At 58.8% G+C, this 26,639-nt stretch carries 14 protein-coding genes, 1 tRNA gene, 2 rRNA genes and 1 pseudogene (1 of these 18 cut by a window edge); 13 read left to right on the forward strand and 5 right to left on the reverse strand.

Features of this window, described 5'->3' with window-relative positions:
- From ACTG2W_RS14275 to ACTG2W_RS14290, 4 genes are all read left to right on the forward strand, one after another.
- A 23S ribosomal RNA gene (locus ACTG2W_RS14275) occupies positions 1-2,814 on the forward strand; it begins 76 nt to the left of the window's first position.
- A 108-nt stretch (positions 2,815-2,922) separates the two neighbouring features.
- Positions 2,923-3,037: ribosomal RNA gene (gene rrf, locus ACTG2W_RS14280) — 5S ribosomal RNA — on the forward strand.
- A 97-nt stretch (positions 3,038-3,134) separates the two neighbouring features.
- Positions 3,135-3,211 (forward strand) — tRNA-Asp (locus ACTG2W_RS14285).
- A 528-nt stretch (positions 3,212-3,739) separates the two neighbouring features.
- Positions 3,740-5,692 carry a ligand-gated channel protein gene (locus ACTG2W_RS14290; protein WP_181281612.1) on the forward strand — a complete coding sequence of 651 codons (1,953 nt, stop codon included), beginning with the start codon at positions 3,740-3,742 and terminating at the stop codon, positions 5,690-5,692.
- A gap of 67 nt (positions 5,693-5,759) precedes the next feature.
- Here ACTG2W_RS14290 and ACTG2W_RS14295 read toward each other — a convergent pair whose 3' ends face one another.
- The 3 genes from ACTG2W_RS14295 to ACTG2W_RS14305 all read right to left on the reverse strand — a co-directional run bounded on the left by ACTG2W_RS14295 (position 5,760) and on the right by ACTG2W_RS14305 (position 9,406).
- Positions 5,760-7,148, reverse strand: coding sequence for a transporter substrate-binding domain-containing diguanylate cyclase (locus ACTG2W_RS14295; RefSeq protein ID WP_106843408.1), 1,389 nt, complete (start codon positions 7,146-7,148; stop codon positions 5,760-5,762).
- A 140-nt stretch (positions 7,149-7,288) separates the two neighbouring features.
- Complete coding sequence (locus ACTG2W_RS14300; protein WP_181281621.1) at positions 7,289-8,650, reverse strand: ATP-binding protein; 1,362 nt, start codon at positions 8,648-8,650, stop codon at positions 7,289-7,291.
- Between the two features lie 33 nt (positions 8,651-8,683).
- Positions 8,684-9,406, reverse strand: coding sequence for a response regulator (locus ACTG2W_RS14305; RefSeq protein WP_005336534.1), 723 nt, complete (start codon positions 9,404-9,406; stop codon positions 8,684-8,686).
- Between the two features lie 199 nt (positions 9,407-9,605).
- On the opposite strand from ACTG2W_RS14305, the gene ACTG2W_RS14310 reads away from it, so the two are divergent.
- On the forward strand, positions 9,606-9,956 hold the full coding sequence (locus tag ACTG2W_RS14310) for a hypothetical protein (RefSeq protein WP_440016299.1): 351 nt from the start codon (positions 9,606-9,608) through the stop codon (positions 9,954-9,956).
- Between the two features lie 192 nt (positions 9,957-10,148).
- A complete protein-coding gene (locus tag ACTG2W_RS14315; RefSeq protein ID WP_106843410.1) occupies positions 10,149-12,143 on the forward strand; it encodes a methyl-accepting chemotaxis protein in 1,995 nt (664 codons plus the stop codon).
- Positions 12,144-12,235: 92 nt separating this feature from the next.
- On the opposite strand, the gene ACTG2W_RS14320 is transcribed toward ACTG2W_RS14315, so the two are convergent.
- Together ACTG2W_RS14320 and ACTG2W_RS14325 are read right to left on the reverse strand one after the other, a co-directional pair.
- A complete protein-coding gene (locus ACTG2W_RS14320) occupies positions 12,236-12,655 on the reverse strand; it encodes a hypothetical protein (RefSeq protein ID WP_101531509.1) in 420 nt (139 codons plus the stop codon).
- Between the two features lie 99 nt (positions 12,656-12,754).
- Entirely contained in the window at positions 12,755-13,669 is a 915-nt protein-coding gene (locus tag ACTG2W_RS14325; RefSeq protein ID WP_043821788.1) for a LysR family transcriptional regulator, read from the reverse strand.
- A 258-nt stretch (positions 13,670-13,927) separates the two neighbouring features.
- On the opposite strand from ACTG2W_RS14325, the gene ACTG2W_RS14330 reads away from it, so the two are divergent.
- The 7 genes and pseudogenes from ACTG2W_RS14330 to ACTG2W_RS14360 all read left to right on the forward strand — a co-directional run bounded on the left by ACTG2W_RS14330 (position 13,928) and on the right by ACTG2W_RS14360 (position 26,484).
- Complete coding sequence (locus ACTG2W_RS14330; protein ID WP_041202176.1) at positions 13,928-14,260, forward strand: hypothetical protein; 333 nt, start codon at positions 13,928-13,930, stop codon at positions 14,258-14,260.
- A 30-nt stretch (positions 14,261-14,290) separates the two neighbouring features.
- The gene (locus ACTG2W_RS14335; protein WP_106843412.1) at positions 14,291-14,977 is read left to right on the forward strand and encodes a pirin family protein; all 687 of its coding nucleotides are present in this window, start codon (positions 14,291-14,293) and stop codon (positions 14,975-14,977) included.
- Between the two features lie 39 nt (positions 14,978-15,016).
- On the forward strand, positions 15,017-15,409 hold the full coding sequence (locus tag ACTG2W_RS14340; protein ID WP_106843413.1) for a DoxX family protein: 393 nt from the start codon (positions 15,017-15,019) through the stop codon (positions 15,407-15,409).
- 245 nt (positions 15,410-15,654) lie between these two features.
- Complete coding sequence (gene recC / locus ACTG2W_RS14345) at positions 15,655-19,029, forward strand: exodeoxyribonuclease V subunit gamma (protein ID WP_106843414.1); 3,375 nt, start codon at positions 15,655-15,657, stop codon at positions 19,027-19,029.
- A complete protein-coding gene (gene recB, locus ACTG2W_RS14350; RefSeq protein ID WP_421308562.1) occupies positions 19,029-22,637 on the forward strand; it encodes an exodeoxyribonuclease V subunit beta in 3,609 nt (1,202 codons plus the stop codon). Before recC ends, recB begins: the two co-directional genes overlap by 1 nt.
- A pseudogene (gene recD / locus ACTG2W_RS14355) lies at positions 22,634-24,696 on the forward strand (exodeoxyribonuclease V subunit alpha). The gene recB and the pseudogene recD overlap by 4 nt, the downstream one beginning before the upstream one ends.
- A gap of 81 nt (positions 24,697-24,777) precedes the next feature.
- The gene (locus tag ACTG2W_RS14360; protein WP_146142119.1) at positions 24,778-26,484 is read left to right on the forward strand and encodes a hypothetical protein; all 1,707 of its coding nucleotides are present in this window, start codon (positions 24,778-24,780) and stop codon (positions 26,482-26,484) included.
- Positions 26,485-26,639: the final 155 nt, after the last annotated feature.

The following is a 26,639-nucleotide window of genomic DNA, read 5'->3' on the forward strand; positions in this document are numbered from 1 at the left end:
TGTGAGAAGTCGGTAAGAGACGCTATTACTCACAGATTTCCGAATGGGGAAACCCACCCGAGATAACTCGGGTATCTGTTACTGAATACATAGGTAACAGAGGCGAACCGGGAGAACTGAAACATCTAAGTACCCCGAGGAAAAGAAATCAACCGAGATTCCCTCAGTAGCGGCGAGCGAACGGGGATTAGCCCTTAAGCATCTTGGAAGTTAGTGGAACGGTCCTGGAAAGGCCGGCGATACAGGGTGATAGCCCCGTACACGAAAACAACCTTGATGTGAAATCGAGTAGGGCGGGACACGTGACATCCTGTCTGAATATGGGGGGACCATCCTCCAAGGCTAAATACTCCTGACTGACCGATAGTGAACCAGTACCGTGAGGGAAAGGCGAAAAGAACCCCTGTGAGGGGAGTGAAATAGAACCTGAAACCGTGTACGTACAAGCAGTGGGAGCCCTTCGGGGTGACTGCGTACCTTTTGTATAATGGGTCAGCGACTTACATTTTGTAGCGAGGTTAACCGTATAGGGGAGCCGTAGGGAAACCGAGTCTTAACTGGGCGTCTAGTTGCAAGGTGTAGACCCGAAACCGGGTGATCTAGCCATGGGCAGGTTGAAGGTTGAGTAACATCAACTGGAGGACCGAACCCACTAACGTTGCAAAGTTAGGGGATGACCTGTGGCTGGGGGTGAAAGGCCAATCAAACTCGGAGATAGCTGGTTCTCCCCGAAAGCTATTTAGGTAGCGCCTCGGACGAATACTACTGGGGGTAGAGCACTGTTTGGGCTAGGGGGTCATCCCGACTTACCAACCCCATGCAAACTCCGAATACCAGTAAGTAATATCCGGGAGACACACGGCGGGTGCTAACGTCCGTCGTGAAGAGGGAAACAACCCAGACCGCCGGCTAAGGTCCCAAAGTTCTGGTTAAGTGGGAAACGATGTGGGAAGGCTCAGACAGCTAGGATGTTGGCTTAGAAGCAGCCATCATTTAAAGAAAGCGTAATAGCTCACTAGTCGAGTCGGCCTGCGCGGAAGATGTAACGGGGCTCAAACCAGGCACCGAAGCCGCGGATTCACACTTATGTGTGAGTGGTAGGGGAGCGTTCTGTAAGTCTGCGAAGGTGTATCGAGAGGTATGCTGGAGATATCAGAAGTGCGAATGCTGACGTAAGTAACGATAAAGGGGGTGAAAAGCCTCCTCGCCGGAAGACCAAGGGTTCCTGTCCAACGTTAATCGGGGCAGGGTGAGTCGACCCCTAAGGCGAGGCCGAAAGGCGTAGTCGATGGGAAGCAGGTTAATATTCCTGCACGACTTGTAATTGCGATGGGGGGACGGAGAAGGCTAGGTGGGCCAGGCGACGGTTGTCCTGGTGAAAGTGCGTAGGTGGTGTTTCTAGGCAAATCCGGAGACACAACACTGAGACACGAGACGAACACACTACGGTGTGGAAGCCATTGATGCCCTGCTTCCAGGAAAAGCCTCTAAGCTTCAGATTACAAGTCATCGTACCCCAAACCGACACAGGTGGTCGGGTAGAGAATACCAAGGCGCTTGAGAGAACTCGGGTGAAGGAACTAGGCAAAATAGAACCGTAACTTCGGGAGAAGGTTCGCTCCTGACAGTGAAGTCCCTTGCGGATGGAGCAGTTGGGAGTCGCAGTGACCAGATGGCTGGGACTGTTTATCAAAAACACAGCACTCTGCAAACACGAAAGTGGACGTATAGGGTGTGACACCTGCCCGGTGCCGGAAGGTTAATTGATGGGGTTAGCGCAAGCGAAGCTCTTGATCGAAGCCCCGGTAAACGGCGGCCGTAACTATAACGGTCCTAAGGTAGCGAAATTCCTTGTCGGGTAAGTTCCGACCTGCACGAATGGTGTAACCATGGCCATGCTGTCTCCACCCGAGACTCAGTGAAATCGAATTCGCCGTGAAGATGCGGTGTACCCGCGGCTAGACGGAAAGACCCCGTGAACCTTTACTACAGCTTGGCACTGAACATTGAACCTACATGTGTAGGATAGGTGGGAGGCTTTGAAGGCGTGACGCCAGTTGCGCTGGAGCCGTCCTTGAAATACCACCCTTGTATGTTTGATGTTCTAACGCAGGGCCCTGAATCGGGCTCGCGGACAGTGCCTGGTGGGTAGTTTGACTGGGGCGGTCTCCTCCCAAAGAGTAACGGAGGAGCACGAAGGTTGGCTAATCCTGGTCGGACATCAGGAGGTTAGTGCAATGGCATAAGCCAGCTTAACTGCGAGACGGACAGGTCGAGCAGGTACGAAAGTAGGTCATAGTGATCCGGTGGTTCTGAATGGAAGGGCCATCGCTCAACGGATAAAAGGTACTCCGGGGATAACAGGCTGATACCGCCCAAGAGTTCATATCGACGGCGGTGTTTGGCACCTCGATGTCGGCTCATCACATCCTGGGGCTGAAGTCGGTCCCAAGGGTATGGCTGTTCGCCATTTAAAGTGGTACGCGAGCTGGGTTCAGAACGTCGTGAGACAGTTCGGTCCCTATCTGCCGTGGGCGTTGGATGATTGAAGGGAGTTGCTCCTAGTACGAGAGGACCGGAGTGAACGAACCTCTGGTGTTCGGGTTGTCACGCCAGTGGCACTGCCCGGTAGCTAAGTTCGGAATCGATAACCGCTGAAAGCATCTAAGCGGGAAGCGAGCCCTGAGATGAGTCATCCCTGACCCCTTGAGGGTCCTAAAGGGCCGTTGGAGACCACAACGTTGATAGGTGGGGTGTGTAAGCGCGGCGACGTGTTGAGCTAACCCATACTAATTACCCGTGAGGCTTAACCATACAACACCCAAGAAGTGTTCTAAGGCTTGTAGCAAACCTAAGCGAACTACTAATTCAGTGATAATGACCAAGTCGTTATTCACGTCAGCTTTCTAGATTAAGAATTTGCCTGGCGGCCATAGCGCCGTGGAACCACCTGATCCCATGCCGAACTCAGAAGTGAAACGCGGTAGCGCCGATGGTAGTGTGGCATTCGCCATGCGAGAGTAGGACACTGCCAGGCACCCAATTAAACAGCGATGTGAAGAATCACGTCACTGGCTGCGAGGATGACACCTCATAAGAAGCAGCAGACAATTTAGCGCAAGCTAACCGAATGCGGAGCGGTAGTTCAGTCGGTTAGAATACCGGCCTGTCACGCCGGGGGTCGCGGGTTCGAGTCCCGTCCGCTCCGCCACTAATTTGAAGGCCTTCCCAGATGGGAAGGCCTTTTTGCTATTGGCGCTCTTTACCCAGCGACCCAAGACTTTCACACCAGAACGAATACAAAAGCCCGGCTTCATGACTGGGTTTTGGTATTTTTAGCCTGCTGCTGAGCTGCCGACATCCCACCACGATGCCAATACCTTCCCCTATTGGCGTTCTTGCTACTGTTTCCACCTCTGTATCGCAGCACATCCCATCTTGCGACGGTACGTCATCGCTTCCACTTGTTTGTGTAATCCCCTTTTTGCTTATGGATTTATTCCATTAAAACAGTCTCTTATCAAGAATTAGCGATTCTGCGGCAGGAATACCACACGAATCAAATGATAATGATTATTGTTTGAATGATCGGGGCGGGGTCGTTACAATGCGGGCTGATTAATAAAGTGCTTTTCAAATGAGCCTTTTCTAATGCTGCGTCTGGCCGGATGCCAGGGCGTTGTAACGAATGAAGTAAGGGAATACGCCACCTTCCTACTAAAAACGTTCAGGCTAAAACATGACAACAGTGAAACCGAACAAGCTTGCCTTGCTGGTCTGCTCCCTTCTTGCGACCCAAGCCCACGCTGCCAAACAAGAGGTGATGGTCGTCACCGCTTCCGGCTTCCAGCAGAAGATTGAAGACTCTGCCGCCTCCATCTCCGTGATTACCCGTGAGCAGCTGGAGAAGCGTGCCTATCGCGATGTGACTGATGCCCTGAAGGATGTTCCCGGTGTTGTGGTGACTGGCGGTGGCAGCAGCAGTGATATCAGCATTCGCGGTATGGGATCGAAATACACCCTGATGCTGGTTGATGGCAAAAAGGTGGACAGTCGTGGTACTCGCCCCAATAGCGATGAAGCTGGTATCGAGCAAGGCTGGCTGCCGCCACTCCAGGCGATCGAGCGCATTGAGGTCGTCCGTGGTCCCATGTCATCCCGTTATGGTTCAGATGCCATGGGTGGTGTGATTAACGTGATTACCCGCAAGACCACCGGTCTGGCCTGGCAGGGGTCGGTTCACGCAGATTCGACCTTCCAGGAGAATAAGGATGCCGGCAATAGCTTCCAGACCAATGCGTATACCGCAGGTTCATTGATCGATGGCGTGTTGGGGCTGCGTGCCAATGGCCAGCTGGCTCATCGTGGCGAAGACAAATTTACCCAGGGTTTTGCCGAGCAGGAGACTCGCAGTGGCACGGCAGTGCTCAGCTTCAAGCCTGATGAGCAGAATCGCTTCGATCTGGAGGCCAGTCGCAGTCTGCAGGATCGGGATCGCACTGCCGGCAATTCGCTGGATGTCAAGGTGACAGATAGCCTCTATCGCTACGAGCGCACCAACTATGCGCTGACCCATGATGGTCAGTATGATTTCGGCTCTTCCAGCAGCTATCTGCATCAGGAGACCAACAGTAACCCCGTTCGCAAGATGGAGCTTACCAATACCATCGCCGATACGCATACCCAGTTTATTCTGGGGGATCACTACCTGAGTGTCGGTGGTCAGTATCGTTATGAGGATCTGCACGATCAAGGCAATGCCCTGACAGTGGCCAACCCTGCCGAGCAGCTGACCCGCTGGAGCTGGGCGATGTTTGTCGAGGATGAGTGGTCACTCACTGACAGCTTTGCCCTGACCGGAGGCGCCCGCATGGATCGGGACCAGAACTACGGCTCTCACTGGAGCCCTCGTCTCTACGGCGTCTGGCATCTGGACGATAGCTGGACGTTGAAGGGGGGCGTATCAACCGGTTACCGCTCCCCAGACTTGCGGATGTCGGCGGCCAACTGGGGTCAGGCTACTGGCGGCCGCAGTCAGGATGGCGTACTAATCGGTAACCCTGACCTCAAGCCCGAGACCAGCGTGAGTGAAGAGATCGGCCTGCTGTGGAACGGTCATCAGGGCTTCAACGCCGGGGTTACCCTGTTCAACACCGACTTCAAGAACAAGATATCCGAAGTGCGTCGTTGCACCAGCAAGAGCGATCCCACCTGTACCCTCAATGGTCACAGCTATGACTTCATCAGTGATCGGGTCAACGTCGACAAGGCGAACATGCGTGGTGTCGAGGGGATGATGGATTGGGCCATCAACGAGGATTGGTCGGTCAGCTCCAGCTACACCTTTACCCAGTCCGAGCAGAAGAGTGGTCCACTGGCGGGTCATGCCCTCAACCAGATGCCCCGCCATATGTTCAACGGCAGTGTTGACTGGCAAACCACCGAGGATCTCAGCCTCTGGTCACGGGTAAACTTCCGTGGCGAGACCTCCGAGTACCTGAGCCGGGTCAAGATGGCGGAGGGGACTCCTTCCTATACCTTCTTTGACATGGGCCTGGTCTACAAGGCCAACAAGCATCTGGATCTGACCGCCGGGGTCTACAACCTGTTCGACAAAACAGTGGATTACAGCAGCTATGGCACTGTGCTGGATGGTCGCCGCTACAACCTGGGCGTGACCTACAACTTCTGATACGAAACCTCTCATGCGGCCGCCATCTTCCGAAGGCGGCCGTTTTTATTGCACGTCCGTCAGGGGGCTATGCCTGATAGGGGCCGGCTTGCCAGGTATTGCGCCCCCGTCCCTTGGCCTGATACATGAGGGCGTCAGCCTGCCGCAATAGCTGCTCGGCATCAGCCTCTCTCTCTGCGGCGACCCAGACAGCCCCGGTGCTGATGGAGAGAGTCACCTCGCCGCTGCTGGTGTGCAGGGTTTGCCGGTTGCTCTCCAGGCAGATACGCTCGGCCCATTGTTCTGTCTCTGCCAGTGTGGCCAGCGGCAGCAGCAGGCAAAACTCTTCGCCGCCGATGCGGGCCAGCAGAGCCTCTTTGGGCAACAGGTTGGTCACAGTCGTGGCCAACTTTTCCAGCAACAGATCGCCGATGCCATGACCAAAACGGTCATTGGTCTCCTTGAAGTGATCCACATCGAACAGCAGCAGAGCACAGGACTCCCCGCTTGCCAGTCGTTGCTCCATGGCGGGCATGAATGCCCGTCGGTTGAGCAGGCCGGTCAGGGGGTCGGTACTGGCTTGTTTCTCCAGTCTGGCGTTGGCGCGGCTCAACTCTGCCGTGCGATTGGCGACGGCCCGGCGCAGTTGCACTATGTAGGCCACCATGATTAATACTCCGGCAAACAGTAGCCAGGGACCGAGATGGATGGGGTAGACGGTTTCGACATGCATCCATTTGCGGATGATCCGCTCCCGATCGCTCTCTTTGAGCTTGGCGAACCCCTCTTCCAGCCGGTTTAACAGGGCAAGGTCGCCCTTTTTTACTGCAAAGCGGATCTGGTCGGTATAGAGGTGGCGAACCGGAATAAAGCGGGTGGGATCGTCCGAGGTATAGATGTAGAAGTTGGCGACCTGCAGATCGGCGATAAAGGCTTGTATGTCGCCCCTAAAGGCTGCCGCCAGCAGGGTGTCATTGTCGTCGAAGGTCTGCAGTCTGGTGCCGGGGAAGTAGCGTCTGGCGTAATACTCCTCGTAGCCACCGGCTACCACTCCGACCGTTTCATGGAGCAGGTAGTAGTGGACATCGGTGCCGCGCAGTTCGCTCGAGAAGAAGAGTTGGGAGTCGAGCTGGGCGAGAGGCCGGCCATAGTCGAACAGTTTGTCCCGCTCCGGTGACCAGAGCAGTCCGGCGTGAACGTCCGCTTTCCCCTCATGGAGCAGGTCGAGGGAGCCTTGCCAGTCGACCAGCCTGAACTCGATCTTCTGGTCGGTCACCCGGGCATATTCACGCCACAAATCGATCAGCAGGCCATCCGGCTGGCCCGACTCATTGATATAGGAGAAGGGCTGCCAGGCTTTGGAGTTGGTAATGATGATCGGCTCTTCCGGGGCTTTTGCCCAGGCAGGCAGGGCAAGGGCGAGCAGCAGGAGCCCCCATCTGATACTGACTATGACTCCTGTCCTGGAAGAGGCCATCCTTGCTCCAATCCGTTGTCGTATATCGTCCCGTGGTCACCGATTATCACCGTCTTTCTGATCGAAGAACAAGTGCTCAAATTATGAAGTTTGCATGATGCAAACGGCGCCATGACAAGGCTGGCGGATAGAGTGACTACTTACAGCGGCAGGCTGATCCGCGCCTCCAGCCCCCCTTGTGGCCGATTGAGCAGGGTCAGTTCGCCACCATGCTGATGCACCAGGGTACGGGCAATGGAGAGCCCCAACCCCACGCTGCCGGACTCGGTGTTGCGCGCTTCATCGAGTCGCACGAACGGCTTGAACACATCCTCGAGCCGCGCCGGATCGATCCCCGGCCCGTTATCGCAGACCCGGATCAACAGCTCCTCCTTGCGCCGCTCCAGCGACACTTCGGCGCTGCCGGCATATTTGATGGCGTTGCCGATCAGGTTCTGCAGCACCCGGCGCAGGGTGTTGGCCCGACAGGCGTAGACCTCTTTGCCCTCCGCCAGACAGGTGACCGGCTGGCCGGTATCGGCATAGTCATCGCACAGGCTGACCAGCAGGCTGACCAGATCCAGTTCGCGGGTAGCCTCCTGCTGTCCCTCCTCGCGGGCAAAGCTGAGGGTCGCCGCCAGCATCTGCTCCATCTGTTGCAGGGTCTGCTGGATGCGATCCTTGTCCTCGCCATCTGCCAGAAACTCGCTGCGCAGGCGCAGGCTGGTGATGGGGGTGCGCAGATCGTGGGAGATGGCGGCCAGCATCCGGGTTCTGTCCTGCACGAAGCGATCAAGCCGGGTATGCATCCGGTTGAAGGCCTGAATCGATTCGCGGATCTCGGTCGGCCCCTCCTCTTTCAGGGGCTCGATATCCTCGCCCCGTCCTAGCCGCTCCGCATTGCCTGCCAGCTGCTTGAGCGGGCGGGTGGCACGACGAAACAGCAGCACCATCAGCCCGATCACCAGACTGGCGACCAGCATCAGGTTGAGGGTGGTCTGCCACGACCAGCTGCCCGCCTCCTTGTCGACCAGCGAGCTGAACTGCAGCCAGCCCCCCTGCGGCAGTTCGATGGAGCCATAGAGCCGCATATCCCGCGGCGGGGGCGGCCCCTTGCGATCCCGCATCATGCGGGCATGATGTTCCCATGCCTTGCTGCGCTGGGTATCCTCTTTCAGCTCGGCACTGATCTCGACGGTGAGGCCGGGGGGATAGTTGAGGCGCGAGCGCACCAGCTGCTCGAAGCGGGGGCTGCGGTTATCCGGTTGCAGCGGTTCGTCGGAGAGGCGCAGCAGCAGGGTCTCACTGCGGCTCGCCTTGAGGATCTCGTCATAGAGGGACGGGGGAGAGAGGGAGAGCAGCCTGACCACAGAGATGATCCGCAGCATGGCGTTGCGGCTGTTGACGAAGCCGAGCGCCTCCTCCCGATCCGTGCGGTAGATCTGGATGCTGAGCAGCTGGATCAGGATCAACCCTGCCAGCGCCACCAGAATGATTTGGCCGGTCAGCCCCTTGGGCCACATCCGTGCCCACAGTCGTCGCAAGGTGCCCACTGCTTAAACCTGCGTCACGTCGGCGGAGAACATATAGCCGCCACCCCAGATGGTTTTGATCAGCTCCGGATTCTTGGGATCCCGCTCCAGCTTGCGGCGCAGGCGGCTCACCAGAGTATCGATGGCGCGATCGAAGGCTACCGCCTCGCGGCCACGGGCCAGATCCAGCAGTTGATCCCGGCTCAGCACTCGCTGCGGGCGTTCCAGAAACACCTTGAGCAGATCGAACTCGGCGGTGGAGAGGCTCAGGCCCACCCCATCCTCATCGACCAGCTCCCGGCGATTGACGTCGAGCAGCCAGCGATCGAAGCGCAGATCCCGGGTCAGGGTCTCGGCGGCGGGTTGGGTTTCTGCCTGGGTGCGGCGCATCACCGCCTTGATCCGCGCCAGCAGCTCGCGCGGATTGAAAGGCTTGGCCAGATAGTCGTCGGCCCCCATCTCCAATCCGATGATGCGGTCGGTCTCTTCCCCCATGGCAGTGAGCATGATGATGGGCAGGTTCGATTTGACCCGCAGCTCGCGGCAGAGGGTCAGACCATCTTCACCCGGCATCATCAGATCCAGCACCAGCAGGTCGAACTCCCGCTCCTCCAGCAGTCGCTTCATCTCCTTGCCATCCCGGGCGCAGCTGACTCGCAGGCCGTGCTGTTCCAGAAAGCGTTTCAAGAGATCGCGGATCTCGCTGTGATCGTCGACCACCAGAATGTGGGTGTTGCCCTGGTTCATGAATACCTCCCCTGCTTGGCGTTGGCACGAGTATACGAAAATACGCTGCACGGTTTGTGTCAAAGTGTGCCAGATCCGCACGATGCCACACTCTGCTACAAAAAAGGGCGATGCTGGCAAAGTTCAGACACCGACAGGGTGTTTACTTGGGGGCAAGGCAAGAGCGCCGAACCAGAATCATCCCTACAGGAGATAGACCATGAAAAAGCTGACCAAAACCCTGCTGACCGCCACCCTGATCCTTGGCTTGCCGCTGGGCGCCTATGCAGCCAGTGAAGCAGCCCCCACTGGCCAGCCCGGTGCCATGGTGGATTGCCCGATTGACGGTGGTGGCATGATGGGTGGCAAGCACCACGGTGGCCGTCACGACAAGATGGCCCGCATGCAGAACATGACCCCGGAGCAGATCCAGGCCAACCTGCAGCAACGTTATGACCGCATTGAAGATCCGGCCAAGAAGGCGGAGTTCATCAAGAAGCTCAACGAGCGTGCCGCCGGCATGACCAAGCACGCCGAAGCGATGAAGCAGTTCGCCGAAGCGAACCAGTAACAACGCCAGCTGTTATCAACCCAAGGGTGGCCGAGGCCACCCTTTTTGTGATCGTATCGATCCATTTTCGCTCGAATCCTTATCTTGCTGTCGCTTATGTGAGCGATGGCAAACGCGCCGTGAGCGAATTGCAAGATAATGCCCGCTCATATAACAAGCTGCAGTTAGCAGTGGCCGGAAACAGGAGAGGGTATGGGTTGGGATCTGGGGACAATCAAGGGGCGATATACCGCCGTTTTTCTGGGATTCATGGTGGCGGTCTGTGTGCTGACCGTAATCGGCATCCAGTTATGGGTCAAACCCGAGCTGCAACGGGCGGGTGAGCAGAATCTGGTGCTGCGGGTCAGCGAGATTGCGACCGACATTCGCGATCAGCTCAACGGGGTGCAGAGCCAGTCACGCAGTATCACTCAGCTGGTTGCCCAACTGCCGAGTGAGCAAATCGATGCTGTTCTCCCTGCTCTGATCGATCAATATGGCAATGCCATGGTGTTTGGTGGCGGCATCTGGCCGATGCCGGATCAGCGGGAAGCTGGTCGCATCAAGTTCAGTACCTTCTTTCATCGGGATGGTGCCAACAAGCTGATCCCCAACACCTACTGGAACTCGGCCGAGGCGCCCAACTATTTCGAGCAGCCTTGGCACAGAGCCGGGCAGCAGGCGGAGAAAGGCATGTGTGTCTGGGCGGCGGCTTACAAGGATGGTGCCAGCCAACAGCCGCGCACCAACTGTGCCATGGGGATCTATCGTGACGGTTCCCTTTACGGGGTGTCCACCATCGATGTGACGCTGGGTTTCTTCAATGATCTGGTCGCCAAAAAAGAGCAGGAGATCGGTGGTCAGGTGATGATCGTCGAGGCCGACGGCAAGATCCTCAGCAAGAATGGTCGTTTGAGCGGGGATGTGGTGCTGGGCAACCTCTCATCTCACGGGGACTATCCCTTTGCCAGCGCCATCGCTAGCCTGCTGGGGCCGGGTAATGGCGCCGCGTTGCAGCGCACTACCTTTCAGGATCTGGGTGAAGAGCAGACATTGCTGATGCAACCCATCGAAGGAACCCCCTGGCTGTTGGCGGCGGCGCTGCCGACCAGCACCCTGACCCACGACAGTCAGGAGGTGCTCAAGACGCTGGCAGCGATCCAGCTACCGCTAGTGGTGCTGCTGTTTGCGCTGATGTTGATGGCCATCAAGCAGCTGGGCAGTCGACTCGACACCCTCAAGCAGAACATCGATGCCCTCTCGGCCGGAGATGCTGATCTGACTGCCCGGATCCGGGTCAAGGGGCACGATGAGCTGGACCATATCGCCCAATCGGTGAACCGCTTTATCGCCTATCTGCAGCAGATGATGTTGCAGGTGACCGAGACCACAGAGCTGATTACCCGTGAATTGGCCCAGCTTGACCAGCAGACGAGCCAGGCCAGACGTATTCTAGGTGCGCATGCTGCCGAGACCGATCAGATAGTGACAGCCCTGACCGAGCTCAGCTCCACTGCCGACAGTGTGGCGCACCACGCGAGCGATTCCGCCAGCTTTACCGAGTCTGCCAATGGTCAGGCGATTCAGTCCCGTCAGGTAGTGGGTCAGGCCTCTGCCAGTGTGGCGGCGCTGATCGATGAAGTGGATCTTGCTGCGACCAAGGTATTGGGGATGCAGGAAGATGCTCGCCAGATCAGCAGTGTACTCAGCGTGATCGGCGATATTGCTGCCCAGACCAACCTGTTGGCACTCAACGCGGCCATCGAGGCGGCGCGGGCCGGTGAGCAGGGCCGTGGTTTTGCCGTGGTTGCTGATGAGGTGCGCGCACTGGCGGCGAGAACCCAGAATAGCACTGCCGAGGTGGGGAGCATGCTCTCCCGGTTGACGCAGGGGGTGGCCGAAGCCGTGGTGGCCATGGAGCACACCAAGCAGAGCTGTCAGGCGGCGACCGAGAATACCGAGCAGGTGACAGGCGGGCTCGACAAGATGGCGGATGCCGTGGTGCAAATAAACGATCTGGGTACCCAGATTGCGACTGCGGCAGAGGAGCAGAGCCGGGTGACCGAAGAGATCAACCGCAACATGGTCACCATCCGCGACATGGTCAATCTGCTGGTGGATAACGGTCAGAATACCGAACAGAGTTCGGCCACCCTGCTGGAGTCCAATCGCCAGCTGGTGGCGTTGGTACATCGCTTCAAGGTGTAACAAACCGATAATGAAAGAGGGGGAGCCCGGTGCTCCCCCTCTTGCTATCTGTGCCGATGCGGGCGTGCAGCCACTCCACCGGACGAGCGAACTTAGCCCTGAGCCTTGTCGGTCAGGTCTACTTTCTTGACGGTATCACCTTCGAACTTGATAACGACGTTCTTCTTGGCTGCGTCGGTATCTTTCAGCAGGGTTTTGGTGGTTTCTGCCAGCAGCGGAGAGGCCTTCTTCAGGGCATCCAGATCATAGGTCCACACTTCCAGACCGGATTCGGTCTTGGTGGTGGCAGGAGCACCCAGCTTCTCTTTAATAGCCTGCTTGTTGGAGCCGCCTTCCTTGATATCCAGTGCCTTCTTGATGGCTTCGTTGGATGCGCTGTCCACTGCACCGGATACGGCGGTATTAGCTGCATCCTTGACGCTGCTGGTGACGCTGTCGGTCAGCGAGTCCATCAGGCCAGCATTGGCAAACAGGGGCAGGGTGGTGAGGGCTACCAGCAAACTCTTTTTCATTTTCTACAGCTTCCATGGGTTCAATGAGGCGGCTATGAAATCAGCAAAGATATTGGGCGTCAAGTGAGGCATGCAATTAACATTTCTGTTAACTGGATCTCATTTCTCACCAGTCGCAAACAGTTTTGGTATCTCCCGCACCAGCCAGCTTTTGGCCTTGCCCATGGTGTCTCGCCGCCAGGCCAGCACCACCTGCAGCTGATGGCGGTACTCGGGGCTGATCACCTTGAGCCGACCGGCCCGGATGTCCTCCTCAATCCAGCTCTGTGGCATGGTGCCGACCCCGATCCCTGCCAGCAGGGCATCCCGTTTCTCCGTCATGGTGCTGACAGTGAGGCGCGGCTGCTTGTCCAGCAGGCGGTAGGTGAGAACCGGTTTGCGAAGGGCTGTGTCGGCCACCGCGATGGCGCGGTAGCGGCGCAGGGTCTCGTCGGCCAAGGGTTCGGGCTCCTGATGCAGCGGATGATCGGGATGGGCGACGTAGAGCATCACCTCGTCCTTGATCACCTGATGCTTGATGCCGGTCATCATGATGTCCGGGTTGATGGAGGAGATCAGCAGGTCGGCACGACCATCTTCCAGACACTCCCAGCTACCCGCCAGCACCTCGGCCCGCAGCCGCAGTCGGGTATCGGTCTGCTCGGCCAGCTTCTCCACCAAGGGGTAGAGGGCCTGCACCGGGACCAGCGCATCGACGGCGACTGTGATGTCGGTCTCCCAGCCACGGGCCAGCGCCCGGGTCTCTCCCACCAGATGCTCGGCTGCCTCCAGCAGCACTCGGCCGCGCTCCAGCAGCATGCGTCCCGCCGGGGTGAACTTGGTGCGGTGGCCACTGCGGTCAAACAGCATTGCATCCAGTTCGTCTTCCAGCTTCTGCACCGTATAGCTCAATGCCGAGGGCACCTTGCCCAGCTCGTCGGCCGCCGCCGCAAAGCTACCGCGGCGGTCGATGGCATCCAGCACCCGGATTGCCTCCAGGGTCAGCGCCCGTTCCTTGTTCGATTCCTTGGCCATTCCTCACCTTCAATTTTTTTGAATATGTTTGCCAGTTTATCTCGCTAACAAGTTAGGTCATGTCACTTTAATATTCAATCAACGCTTAGGCAGGAACGTCGAGCGGCCAAATATGCGGGTAGTTCCGCACTGTGACACACCAAATCGGTCTGTCTGATGTCGGTGAAAGAACAACACACTATTTGAATAACCTCTTGTATGGATGCATTGATTCTGGCCGAAAAGGCCTTGGCAATGACATATAAAACAAGAGAGTGAATGAACATGAAAAACGTAATCAAGATGCTGGCCGTTGCAGGCCTGATGACCACAGGTTTCGCCCAAGCTTCCGTACCGGCTGACTTCAATGCCATGCCCGGCGTGCTGTTTGTGAACTGGAACGCCACTGCCGCACTGGATGGCAAAGCCAATCCGATGCTGGAAGTGCGTGACGAGTCTGGCGATCTGCTGGCATCAGTCCACGCCAACCTGACTGGCACCCAGCAGGTGCGGATCCCGAGCCGTACCCAGGGCAACCTGACCGTCAGCCTGGCTGACCAGAGCAGCGAATACCGTATTCCGTTCGGTATCGGTAGCGGCAAACAGCGTTAATCAACCGTCCCGGTAGGTGAGGAGCAGACCATGATGCAATTGAGAGCCGCAGAAGCGCGGGGCAAGGCCAACTTTGGCTGGCTGGACGCGCGCCACAGTTTCTCCTTCGGTCACTACTATGACCCGGAGTGGATGGGGCACTCGGTACTGCGGGTGATCAATCAGGATCTGGTTGCGCCGGGTGGCGGATTCGCCACCCACCCTCACGCCAATATGGAGATCCTCACCTGCGTGCTGCAAGGCACCATAGAGCACAAGGACAGCCTCGGCCATGCCGAGCAGATCCCGGCAGGGGATTTCCAGCTGATGAGCGCAGGCAGCGGGATCCGCCACAGCGAGTACAACCCCTCGCAGACGGATCCTCTCTCCCTGTTGCAGATCTGGATCGAGCCGAACGAGTTCGGCACGCCACCCGGATATCAGCAGAAGAAGATCGAGTCCAGACCGGGCATGACGCTGGTGGCGTCACCGGATGGCGAGGCGGGATCGCTGCGGATCCGCCAACAGGCCCGCGTATGGCGGCTGGAACTGGCCCCGGGCGAGACGCTCGACTGGGCACTGGCTGGCCGACACGGTTACCTGCAGATGATTTCAGGGGAGCTGACCGCCAACGGTCTGGCTGCCCGACCCGGCGACGGGGTACTCAGTCGTGATGAATACCGGTGGGAGCTGGTTGCGACCAGTGCCAGCCAAGCTCTGTTATTTGACCTACCCTGAAGCAGTCAGCGGTGATGTGACACAAACGAGGAATATGAAATGGACAAGATGAAAGATGTAGCGCTGCTGGCGGGTCGTGTACTGCTGGCGCTGATGTTCGTAATGGCGGGCTGGAGCAAGATCGGCGGGTATGCCGGTACTCAGGGCTATATGGAAGCGATGGGCGTGCCGGGCTTTATGTTGCCGCTGGTGATCCTGCTTGAGCTGGGTGGTGGCCTTGCCGTCGTGCTGGGTCTCTTTACCCGCAGCCTCTCCGTGCTGCTGGCCGGTTTCACCCTGATGGCTGCCTTTATTTTCCACTATCAGCCTGCCGAACAGATGCAGATGCTGATGTTTATGAAGAACGTCTCAGTGGCCGGTGGTTTCCTGGCGCTGGCGGCGGCCGGAGCAGGGGCTTTCAGTGTGGATTCCCGTCTCGGCAAAAACTGGTAATGCCCTGAAGAGTCAAGTTTTCCAATGCCTTTTGGCCGGTGCAACAGCACCGGCTTTTTTCTGTCTGCGAGATAGTGCTGCACAAATCTGCGGCGTCCCTCATGGTTCAGCGGTTTGCCCGCCTGCTGGCCACAAGTGCCTTTTGCATCTTATCCCCCGATCCCTGACAATTCCCTCTCTTGTGAAGTGACGGAAATGGCTCGCCTTTTCCCTCGCCCCCTCTCATCCACAGGCGGGAATTGCTCATGTTTACCCTCTACCACTCCAATCAGCTGGATCTGCTCAAAGAGCTGCTGGTGAGCCGCATCCGGCAGGCCCCTCTCTCTCACCCCTTCGATCGGGAGCAGATCCTGGTGCAGAGTCCGGGCATGGCCCAGTGGCTCAAGCTGGAGCTGGCCAAAGCCTTCGGCATCGCCGCCAATATCGACTTTCCGCTGCCTGCCAGCTTTATCTGGGAGATGTTCACCCGGGTGCTGGCAGATGTGCCGCGCCAGAGCCCCTACAACAAGGGATCCATGAGCTGGCAGCTGATGACCATTCTGCCCGCCTTGCTGGAGCGGCCCGCCTTTGCCCCGCTTGCCGCCTATCTGGGCGGTGGAGAGGACGAGGATCCGGCACAGGATCCCGAGCAGGTGCGGTTGTGGCAGCTCTGCCAGAAGGTGGCGGATCTCTTTGACCAGTATCTGGTCTACCGGCCGGACTGGATCGCCCGTTGGGAAGAGGGGGAAGGATTGAGTCAGGAGCTGGCCGGGGTGAGCGGTCAGGATTGGCAGCCGGAGCTGTGGCGTGAGCTGGTGGCCCGCACCCTGGCGCTCTCTCCGAGCGGCTATCACCGCGCCAACCTCTACGAGGAGTTTATCCACGAGCTGGAGCGTACCGCCGATCTGCCGGGCAAGCTGCCGCAGCGGGTCTTTGTGTTCGGTATCTCGGCGCTGCCGCCGCGCTATGTGGAGGCGCTGCTGGCCCTCGGCAGTCGGCCGGAGGTGGAGGTGCACCTGTTCGTCACCAACCCCTGCCGCTACTACTGGGGAGATCTGCTGGATCGCAAGACGTTGGCGCGCCTCGAAAACAAGCTCAAACCCGGCACCGATATCGAGACGTTGCAGGGCCCCGCCAACCCGCTGCTCGCCTCCATGGGCAAGCTGGGACGCGACTACCTGCACCAGCTGATGGAGCTGGAGGTGCCGCAAATCGAGGCCTTCGTCGATATCGACGAGGTGGATGCGAAGGGGAATGTCAGCCTGCTGCGCGCCATCCAGAAGGATGTGCTGGAGCTGGCCGAGCGAGGCGCCGGTCAGTTCGATCTCGACAGCAGCTATCACAAGAGCCCCATCAGCCCGGCGGATGGATCCTTGCAGATCCACGCCTGCCACGGCCCGATGCGCGAACTCGAGGTGCTGCACGACCGGCTGCTGGCGCTGTTCGAGCAGGATCCCGCCCTCACCCCGAAAGATGTGGTGGTGATGATGCCGGATGTGAACAGCTACGGCCCCTATATTCAGGCGGTGTTTGGTGCTCGGGGCCAGATCCCGTTTGCGGTCTCGGATCGGGCGGCGAGTCAGGAGAGCCCGCTGCTGCAAAGCTTCCTCGCCCTGCTCAGGCTGCCCAACGCCCGCTTCGGGGCTGGCGAGCTGCTCGCCATTCTCGAGGTGCCCGCCGTGCTGCGCCGCTTCGAGCTGGATGATGACGAGTTCAACCAGCTGCGGGTCTGGGTGCAGGAGACCGGCATTCGCTGGGGGCTGGATGACGGCTATCCCGTCCGTTTCGATCTGCCGCCCATGTCCGGCAACAGCTGGCTGTTCGGTCTGCGCCGCATGTTGCTCGGCTTTGCCATGGGGGATGGCGAGCCGGTGGCGGGCATTCTGCCCTACGCCGATATCGAGGGGCAGCAGGGGCTGGCACTCGGCAAGCTCGCCTGGTTTGTCGATTCGCTGGCCGAATTCCTGCCCCGCCTGCAACAGGCGCAGCCGCTGGCCGATTGGAACGCCTGCCTGCTGGCACTGCTGGAGCGCTTCTATCTGGCTGACGAGGATGAAGAGCGTCAGCTTCAGCTCATTCGCAGCCAGCTGGCTGAGTGGCAGACCCGGCTCGGCGAGGCCCGTTTCGAGCAGCCCATTACCGCCGACTTGTTGCAGGATTACCTCGGCAGCGTGCTGGGGGAGTCCCGCTCCAGCCAGCGCTTCCTCGCCGGTCAGGTCAACTTCTGCACCCTGATGCCGATGCGCTCCATCCCCTTCAAGCAGGTCTGTCTGCTCGGCATGAACGATGGCGTCTACCCGCGCACCCTGGCCCCCATGGGGTTCGACCTGATGGCGGTAGCGTCGCGGCGTGGGGATCGCTCCCGTCGCGATGATGACCGCTACCTCTTCCTCGAGGCGCTGCTCAGCGCCCAGCAGGGGCTCTATATCAGCTATCAGGGCTTCAGCGCGCAGGACAACAGCGACAAGGTGCCGTCGGTGCTGCTGGCGGAGCTGATCGACTATGTGCGGCAGGGCTTCGTGCTGGCGGGGGATGAGGATCTCGATGACGAAACCTCCGGCAAGCGGCTGCTCAACCACCTGATGGTGGCGCATCCGCTCACCCCCTACAGCCGCAACTACTTCTACCCGGAGCCGGGATCGCGCCTCTTTACCTATGCCGCCGACTGGTTGCCCGCTCTCAATCCGGTGCGCGGCGCGGCCAACTTCCAGAGCGGCGAGCTGCCTTTGCCTCCCGAATGGGGCAAGGAGCAGGGGCTGGAACTGGCGGAGCTGCTGCGCTTCTATCGCCAGCCCACCAAATATTTCCTCAACCGCCGTCTCAAGGTGTGGTTTGAGCTGAACGAAGCCAACATCGAGGACAGCGAGCCGTTCGAGCTGGATGGCCTGCAACATTATCAGCTGAAAGATCTGCTGCTCGATGCCCATCTGGCAGAGGGGGATAGCCCAGAGCGGAGCGATAGCGTGAGCATACGGCGAGAGCGGTTGCAGCTCACCGGCCTGCTGCCGCAAGGGTGGTTCGGCAGCCTGCTGCTGGACGATCTGGATGCTGAGATGGGCAAGCTGGCGGATCGGCTGCGGCCATGGATTGCTGCCAATGAGGCAGAGAAACAGGCGGTGGAGATCGATATCTCGCTGACTCAGGGTCAGCTGCAAGGGTGGATCGACACTCAGAAGGGGCGCTTGCTGGTGGTCAAACCCGGCAGCTTCAACGGCAAGGATCTGCTGCTGGGCTGGATCCAGCACCTCTGCCTCTCATTGAGCGGCGCCCCCGGCGACACCCTGCTGTTCGATGCCAAACAGAGTCTGCGACTGCCTGCGCTCGCTGCCGACGAGGCGCGGCCCCAGCTGGCGGCGCTGGTGGCGTGCTGGGCGCAGGGGATGAAGCGGCCGCTGCCCTTCTTCCCCAACACCGCCTGGGATTGGCTCAAGGCGATCGAGAAGGATCCCGACAAGCCGGAGGCGGCCGACAAGGCGGCTCTCACCCGTTTCAACGGCGGCTGGATGATCAATGGGGAGGGGCAAGACGTTTACGTCGCCCGCTGCTTCCCCGAACTCGATGACGAGGTGCTGGGGCAGTTGCAGGCGCTGGCCCGCGAACACCTGACCCCGCTGCTCAAGACCCTGGAGGAGCTGAAATAATGGCTAACCCGCTCAATACATTGCGTTTTCCCCTCCATGGTGAACGACTGATCGAAGCCTCCGCCGGTACCGGCAAGACCTACACCATCGCCGGTCTCTACCTGCGCCTGCTGCTGGGCCACGGCCCGCTCATTGAGGAGGGCGCCGATGCCGGTCAGCCGAGCGCCCACGAGCGGCCGCTCTCGGTGACCGAAATTTTGGTGGTGACCTTTACCGAAGCGGCCACCGCCGAGCTGCGCGGGCGGATCCGCGGCCGCATTCACGAGGCGCGGCTCGCCTTTATGCGCGGCCATAGCAGTGATGCCCTGCTGGCCCAGCTGCTGGACGAGGTGGCGGATCACGAGCTGGCGGCCCGCCGCCTGCTGGCCGCCGAGCGGCAGATGGACGAGGCGGCGGTCTTTACCATCCACGGTTTCTGCCAGCGGATGCTCAAGCAGAACGCCTTCGAGTCGGGTGCCCTCTTTGAAACCGAATTTCTCACCGACGACAGCCAGCTCAGGTTGCAGGCGGTGAGCGACTACTGGCGTGCCGAGTTCTATCCGGTGGATAAAGCCCTCGCCAGCGCGGTGCGCGCGCTCTGGCCGAGCCCCGCCGCCCTGCTGCGGGAGATGGGCAGCTGGCTCGACAACAGCGAGCTGGAGATCCACCCCGCGCTGGGGGATGAGACCCTCGCCGCTCGCCATCAGGCGGCCATGAGTCGCATCGCTGCGGTGAAGCGCGAGTGGCTGGCGCAGACGGACGAGATCCGCCGCCAGACCGACGGCCAGATCAGCCGCTACACCGGCAAGAACTACGAAGGGTGGCTTGCCAAGATAGCCGACTGGGCGCAAGACGAGGCCAGTGGCTACGCCATTCCCAAGGAGCTGGAGCGCTTTGGCCAGACGGTGCTGGAGGAGAACCTCAAGAAGGGGGGCGCGGTGCCGACCCTGCCGCTGTTCAGTCAGATAGACCAGCTGCTGGCGAGCCGCCCCGGTATTCGGGATCTGATCCTGCAACGGGCGGCCAAAGTGGTGCGCAGCCGGATGCAGGCCAGCAAGCGCCAAGCCCATCAGCTCTCGTTCGATGACCTGCTCAAAGATCTCGACGGGGCGCTCGGCTCCAGCCTTGGCGAGCGGCTCTGCGAGCGCATTCGCGCCACCTATCGGGTGGCGATGATCGACGAATTTCAGGATACCGATCCCCAGCAGTACCGCATCTTCCATCGCCTCTACGGCGGCCACACAGACACGGCGCTGTTGATGATCGGTGACCCCAAGCAGGCCATCTACGGCTTTCGCGGCGCCGACATCTTTACCTACATTCAGGCGCGGCGAAATGTGAGCGCCCACTACACCCTCGGGCGCAACTGGCGCTCCAGCAGTGCGCTGGTGGGGGCGGTCAACGGCCTGTTCGAGCGGGCGAAAGATCCCTTTATCTACGAGGCGGATATCCCCTTCCTGCCGGTGGAGGCGCAGGGCAAGAGCAAGGCGCTGCTGCTCGATGGCACCACCGCGCCCGTGCTCCAGTGCTGGCAGTTGACCGGCCAGCCCACCTTCAACCGGGGGGATTACCAGAGCAAGATGGCCCGCGCCACCGCCGCCGAGATCCACCGCCTGCTGACGCTGGCCCGCGAGGGCAAGGCGCTGATCGGCGACAAAGCGGTGAAGGCCGGGGATATCGCCGTGCTGGTGCGCACCGGCGCCGAGGGCAAGCTGGTGCAGCAGGAGCTGGCGCGCCTCGCCATCGCCTCCGTCTACCTGTCGAACCGCGAGAGTGTGCTGGAGCAGACGGAGGCGCGGGAGATTTTGCTGATTTTGCACGCCTGCCAGAACCCGAGTGAAGAGCGCAGCCTTAGGGCGGCGCTGGCGACCGGGTTGTTTGATCTCGACGCCAAGGCGCTCGATGGGCTGGCCAGCGACGAGCGGGCGTGGGAGAGCGCGGTGCAGGAGTTTATGGAGTACCGCAAGATCTGGCATCGCCGTGGCGTGCTGGCCATGCTGCGGGCCCTGCTGCACCGGCGCAATCTCGCCTCTTCGCTTTTGGCGAGCCCCTATGGCGAGCGGCGGCTGACCAACTTCCTCCATCTCGGCGAGCTGCTGCAACAGGTGAGCAGCGAGCTGGATGGCGAATATGCCCTGCTGCGCTGGCTGGGGGAGGCGGTGAGTCGCCCCAACGGGCAAGATGCGGAGCAGGTACTGCGGCTCGAATCCGAGCGCAAGCTGGTGCAGATCGTCACCATCCACAAATCCAAGGGGCTGGAGTACCCGCTGGTGTTTCTGCCCTTTATCTGCAGCCACAGAACCGCCGAGACCCCGCTCTATCACGAGGCGGATGAGGCGGGTAATCGCACCATTCTCGATCTGACCGGCGCCGACTCATCGCTCGCCGAAGCGGACAGGGAGCGCCTTGCCGAAGATTTGCGGCTGCTCTATGTGGCGCTGACCCGGGGCGTCTACGCCACCTGGCTGGGGCTGGCGCCAGTGCGGGCGGGGGCGGGCAAGTCGGAGAAGACCGACCTGCACCACACCGCCATCGGCTACCTGCTGCAAAAGGGTGAAGAGGGGGATGCACAGACGCTGGCGACCGCGCTGACCGAGCTGGCGCAGGCGCTGCCCGGGGTGGCCGTCGGTGAGCCCTCGCTCACCCGTCCAGCCCCGCTGCCGCCAGAGGAGGAGCTGCTGGGCGAGCCGCAGGTGCGCCACTTTAGCGGTTCACTTGAGCGGGACTGGTGGATCAGCTCCTACTCCGGGCTGGCGGCGCAGGGTCACGGTCACAGCAAGGGCGTACTCGCCAACCCCGGCTTCGATGACGAGGTGGTGACCGAGGCGGCTGCGCTGGCTTCCGAGCAACCGGAGGAGGCGCCCCAGCCCTCCATCTTCACCTTCCCGAAAGGGGCGCGCCCCGGCACCCTGCTGCACAGCCTGTTCGAGACCATCGATTTTCAGAGCGCTGCGGGTGAGCCGCTGGCAGAGCATATCGCCACCTTGCTGGCGCAGGACGGCTTCGACGAGAGCTGGGCCCAAGTGCTGCAACAGCAGGTGGAGGCTGTGCTGGATACTCCGCTCGATACCGGCTTTGGCGAGCCGGTGCGGCTGCGGGACTTGAGTGCCGAGCGCAAACAGGTGGAGCTGGAGTTCTTCCTGCCCATGGGGCGGGTGACGGCACCGGCGCTGACTGCGCTCTGCCAGCAGCACGACCCGTTGTCACGGGGCAACAAGCCGCTCAGCTTTGCCACAGTGCAGGGGATGCTCAAGGGCTTTATCGATCTGGTGTTCGAGTGGAAGGGGCGCTGGTATCTGCTCGACTACAAATCCAACCACCTCGGTATGAGCCCGGCCGATTACAGCCGTCCGGCGCTGGAGCGGGCGATGGCGGAGCACCGCTACGACCTGCAGTACCAGCTCTACTCGCTGGCGCTGCACCGGCTGCTCACCCTGCGCCTGCCGGGCTACGACTTCGAGCAGCACTTTGGCGGCGTTTTCTATCTGTTCCTGCGCGGCATGCCGCAGGGGGGCATTTTCCATACCCGCCCGAGCCGTGAACTGGTGCTGGGGCTGGATAAGTTGTTTCGCGAAGGCAGTGAGCTGCCAGCAGCGGGATCCCAAGCATTTAACGAGGTAGAGGCATGATCGGCACCATGATCAGCACCGCAGCCAGCGCAATGATGGTTGAACGGTTGAAAACACTGGCGCTGGCTGGCCGCATCCGCCAGCTGGATCTGCAATTTGCCAGGCTGGTGGCCGACCTTGGCGGCAGCCCCGAGCTGGTGCTGGGGGCGGCGCTCACCTGCTTCGAGCTGGGGCGCGGCCATGTCTGTTTGCCGCTTGAAATGTTGACTGCCGGATCTCTGCGTCCGTTCGGGCTGGATCCCCAGCAGAGCCGGGATTTGCTGGGGGATCTGGCGGATCCGGCCCGCTGGCCCGCCCTGTTTGCAGAGAGTCCCCTGGTTGGCACCGAACAAGATGACGGGCTTGCCCCGCGCTGGCCGCTGCGGCTGTGGCACGGGCGGCTCACCTCACCCGCTACCACGATTTTGAACTGGGGGTGGCCCGCCATCTGCGTGCTTTGAGTGAACGAGCCGAATGGCCGGAGATTGCTCCCGCCCTGTCGCGGCTGTTTGCCCGCGACTACGGGCTGGTGTTCGCGGCGCTGCTCAAGGCCCGCCTCGCCCCCGACTTCTCTACCCGCCACTTTATCGAGAAGTATCTGGATCTGGTGTTCCCGAACGAGGTGGATTGGCCCGCTATCGAAGCGCTGCTGGCCAGCGCCCAGGCGGCGAGCGACCTTGGCAAGCTGGATGCGCTGGTGCCCGAGGCGCTCTGCTGCAACGGCCAGAAGCTGGCGGCGGCCACAGCGGCGGCGCGCCCCTTTGCGGTGATCTCCGGCGGCCCCGGCACCGGCAAGACCACCACAGTGGCCAAGCTGCTCGCCATTCTGGTGGAGACCGGCCTGCAAGTGGGCAAGGCCCCGGCGATCCGGCTGGTGGCCCCCACCGGCAAGGCGGCGGCGCGCCTCACCGAGAGTATCGGCTCTGCCCTGCAGGCCCTCGATCTGCCCCCCGAGTGGGTGGAGGCGATCCCCACCGAAGCGGGCACCTTGCACCGGCTGCTCGGGGTCATTCCGGGGCGCAGCCAGTTCCGCCACCACGCGGGCAACCCGCTGCACCTCGACTTGCTGGTGGTGGATGAGGCCTCCATGGTCGATTTGCCGATGATGGCGCGCCTGCTCGATGCGTTGCCAAGCCACGCCCGCCTGATCCTGCTCGGCGACAAGGATCAGCTCGCCTCGGTGGAGGCGGGGGCCGTGCTCGGTGATATCTGCAGCTTTATCGAACAGGGCATCAGCCCGGCGCAGGCAGAGTGGCTCTCCCGCCAGACCGGCTACCGCCTGCAAGGCTCGCCCGCGGGGGCACCGGTGCGCGACAGCCTCTGTTTGCTGGCCAAGAGCTGGCGCTTTGATCAGCACTCCGGCATCGGTCAGCTGGCGCGCGCCTGCAACAGCGGCGATGCCACGGCGGTGGAATCAGTCTGGGGCGCAGGATTCGCCGATATCAGCCTGCACCCCTGGGCCGGGGAGGCCTACGATGCCCTGATTGCCCAGGGTGTGGCCGGTTACGGCAGCTATCTGAAGGCGGCCCGCGCGGGGGAAGCGCCCGCCGCCGTGTTCAAGGCATTCAACAGCTTCCAGATCCTCTGCGCCCTGCGCGATGGCCCGTTCGGGGTGCTGGGGCTTAACGAGCGCCTCGAACTGGCCCTGTCACGGGCTGGCCTGATTGCCCGCGATGGCGACTGGTATGCCGGTCGCCCGGTGATGGTGGTGCGCAACGACCACGGGGTCGGCCTTTACAACGGCGATATGGGGCTCTGCCTGCCCGATGAAACTGGGCGGCTCAAGGTATGGTTTGAGCAGCCGGACGGCACCCTGCGGGCACTCTTGCCCAGCCGCCTGCCGCCCCACGAGACGGTCTACGCCATGACCATCCACAAATCCCAGGGCTCGGAATTTGCCCATACCGTGCTGGTGCTGCCCGACAGCTCCAGCCCCCTGCTGACCCGCGAGCTGGTCTATACCGGCATCACCCGCGCCAAGGCCCGGCTCGATCTCTACGGCGATCGCGCCCTGCTGGCACAAGCGGTACGGAAAAAGACCGAGCGTTATTCCGGATTGGCGGAGAGATTGGGGGAGTGATTGATAGCGGCGGTAAAGGGATTTACCGGTGTTTGATTACGTTTCACTCATAAGAACTAAGAGTATCTGGGGTTATTTTTGATGAAAATTAAAGAATTGAACTTTTTTGACGACTATCTGATGACAGTTCAGTTTGAATTGGATGGTGATGAATATGTTGGTTCATTAGTAATAGGTAAATCAAAGGCCCCGACGCTACAAATAAAGACAAATAACCCTGCCATTCTGTTTGATGAACGTAGGTTAATTTCTTCACCGATAACTTGTAAAGAGGTTGGAACAGGAAAGGTTTATAGACTTCATGATTCATCATTGTGGAGAGGTGTCATATATCCAGAGTTCGTCGAGTCCATAATTATGGGCGCAGAAAATTATGATTTTTACGATGTCATTGAAGTATCTCTTACTGGAATATCTGAACAATGCGAAAGTTGGCGCACCTATGAGTTATCTCAAGATGAATTTAAAAGAGAGTTGGGGGTAGATAAGTTTTCAATTGAATTTTCATTTAAAGGGAATGGGTATCGTATAAATAACACCAGAAATGTTTCAGTTGAGCAGATTAGTCTCGCAGAACAGGTAATAAAAATACAAGATGGATTCGTTATCAAGAAAATAAATGCTAGCTTTTCACTTAACGAAATAAAAGATCTTGCACAAGAGATTAGAAATTTATTTTCTCTCATTTTCGGTGGCGCCCTGTCAATCAGGTCAGTATATCTTTCGTCATCTTTAAGCAAGGGTTTTTATAGTTCTTTGATATTTCCTTGCATAACATATAATCCAAATCCAATGGGTCGTGTTCGTCAAGCTATATGTGACTTTAGCAACATATTTAGGTGGCAGCTATGGGATACGATATTTAATAACTATTTCACTAAAAAATCATTCAGAGAGATATGGTGTCGTATAGTGCCATCATTATCCGATAAACTTATTGGATATTGGGAGCACAACATATTATCAGTGGTGGTTACACTAGAGATGTATTGTGAGTTGACATCTAAAGGGCATGGGCACAAGTTAAACACTGTGCAGTTCAAAGCATTGAAGGCGCAGCTCACTGAGGTACTAACTAATTTTGAAAAGACAGAAGAATTGTCCGTTGATGATATAAGTCTCATTCATAATTTGGCTGGTGCCATTAAGCAGTTAAAAAATACATCACATGCAACGCTACAGAATAAGTATGACTTTTTAATGGGGCAAACATCACTGCAAATTAGAGACGTTATTGGTTTTAGTGAGGTTGACTTCAATATAATTAAAAAGCTAAGAAATAGTGTGGCTCATGGAACGATATATAAGGCGGTAGAGGAAGGTGAGATAACCAAAGAGCTTGAAATTAAGGATAAACTGTTAGCTTTGCTTATGTATTTTGTTTTTAATGAATTAGGATTTAGTGACATACAAATCGCCCAGTTATTTGACAGAACTAGAAATGAAATAATTATGCGGGCTGGTTTGAATGAAAAAGCAAGGGATAGAATTACTGGGAATGCAAAATTTATAACATTAGCTGGCATGGCAAATATTGATGGATTAAAATATTATCAACCTATAGTTATTATCTATAATCAAGATGACGATGAATATCATCTTGACGATCGACTTACTTATAAGACTCAGAATGAGTGGCATAACAGTGGATTTAGTGATATTCGTGATTTCGTGAAATCTATAATATCAAAAGATCAATATTCAAAGTTAGAGTACTTGAACAAAATCTATCTTGTGCTGCAGGGGCAGGAGCATCTTTTTATGGGCGCAATTTTGTTAACTAAATAATTTTTATATCTTGCAGGTTTGATGTGTCTCATATGTTTGGCTTCGCAGGCTTAGCACCAACCTACCGATTGTGTAGGTTGGTGCTGAGCGTAGCGAAGCCCAACGTTTACCGCGTAATCTCTTTTTCCTTCCCCTCATCACCGACCCTTCTCCTC

It is taken from the genome of Aeromonas sp. 96A, assembly GCF_051919165.1.
GTDB lineage: Bacteria > Pseudomonadota > Gammaproteobacteria > Enterobacterales > Aeromonadaceae > Aeromonas > Aeromonas veronii.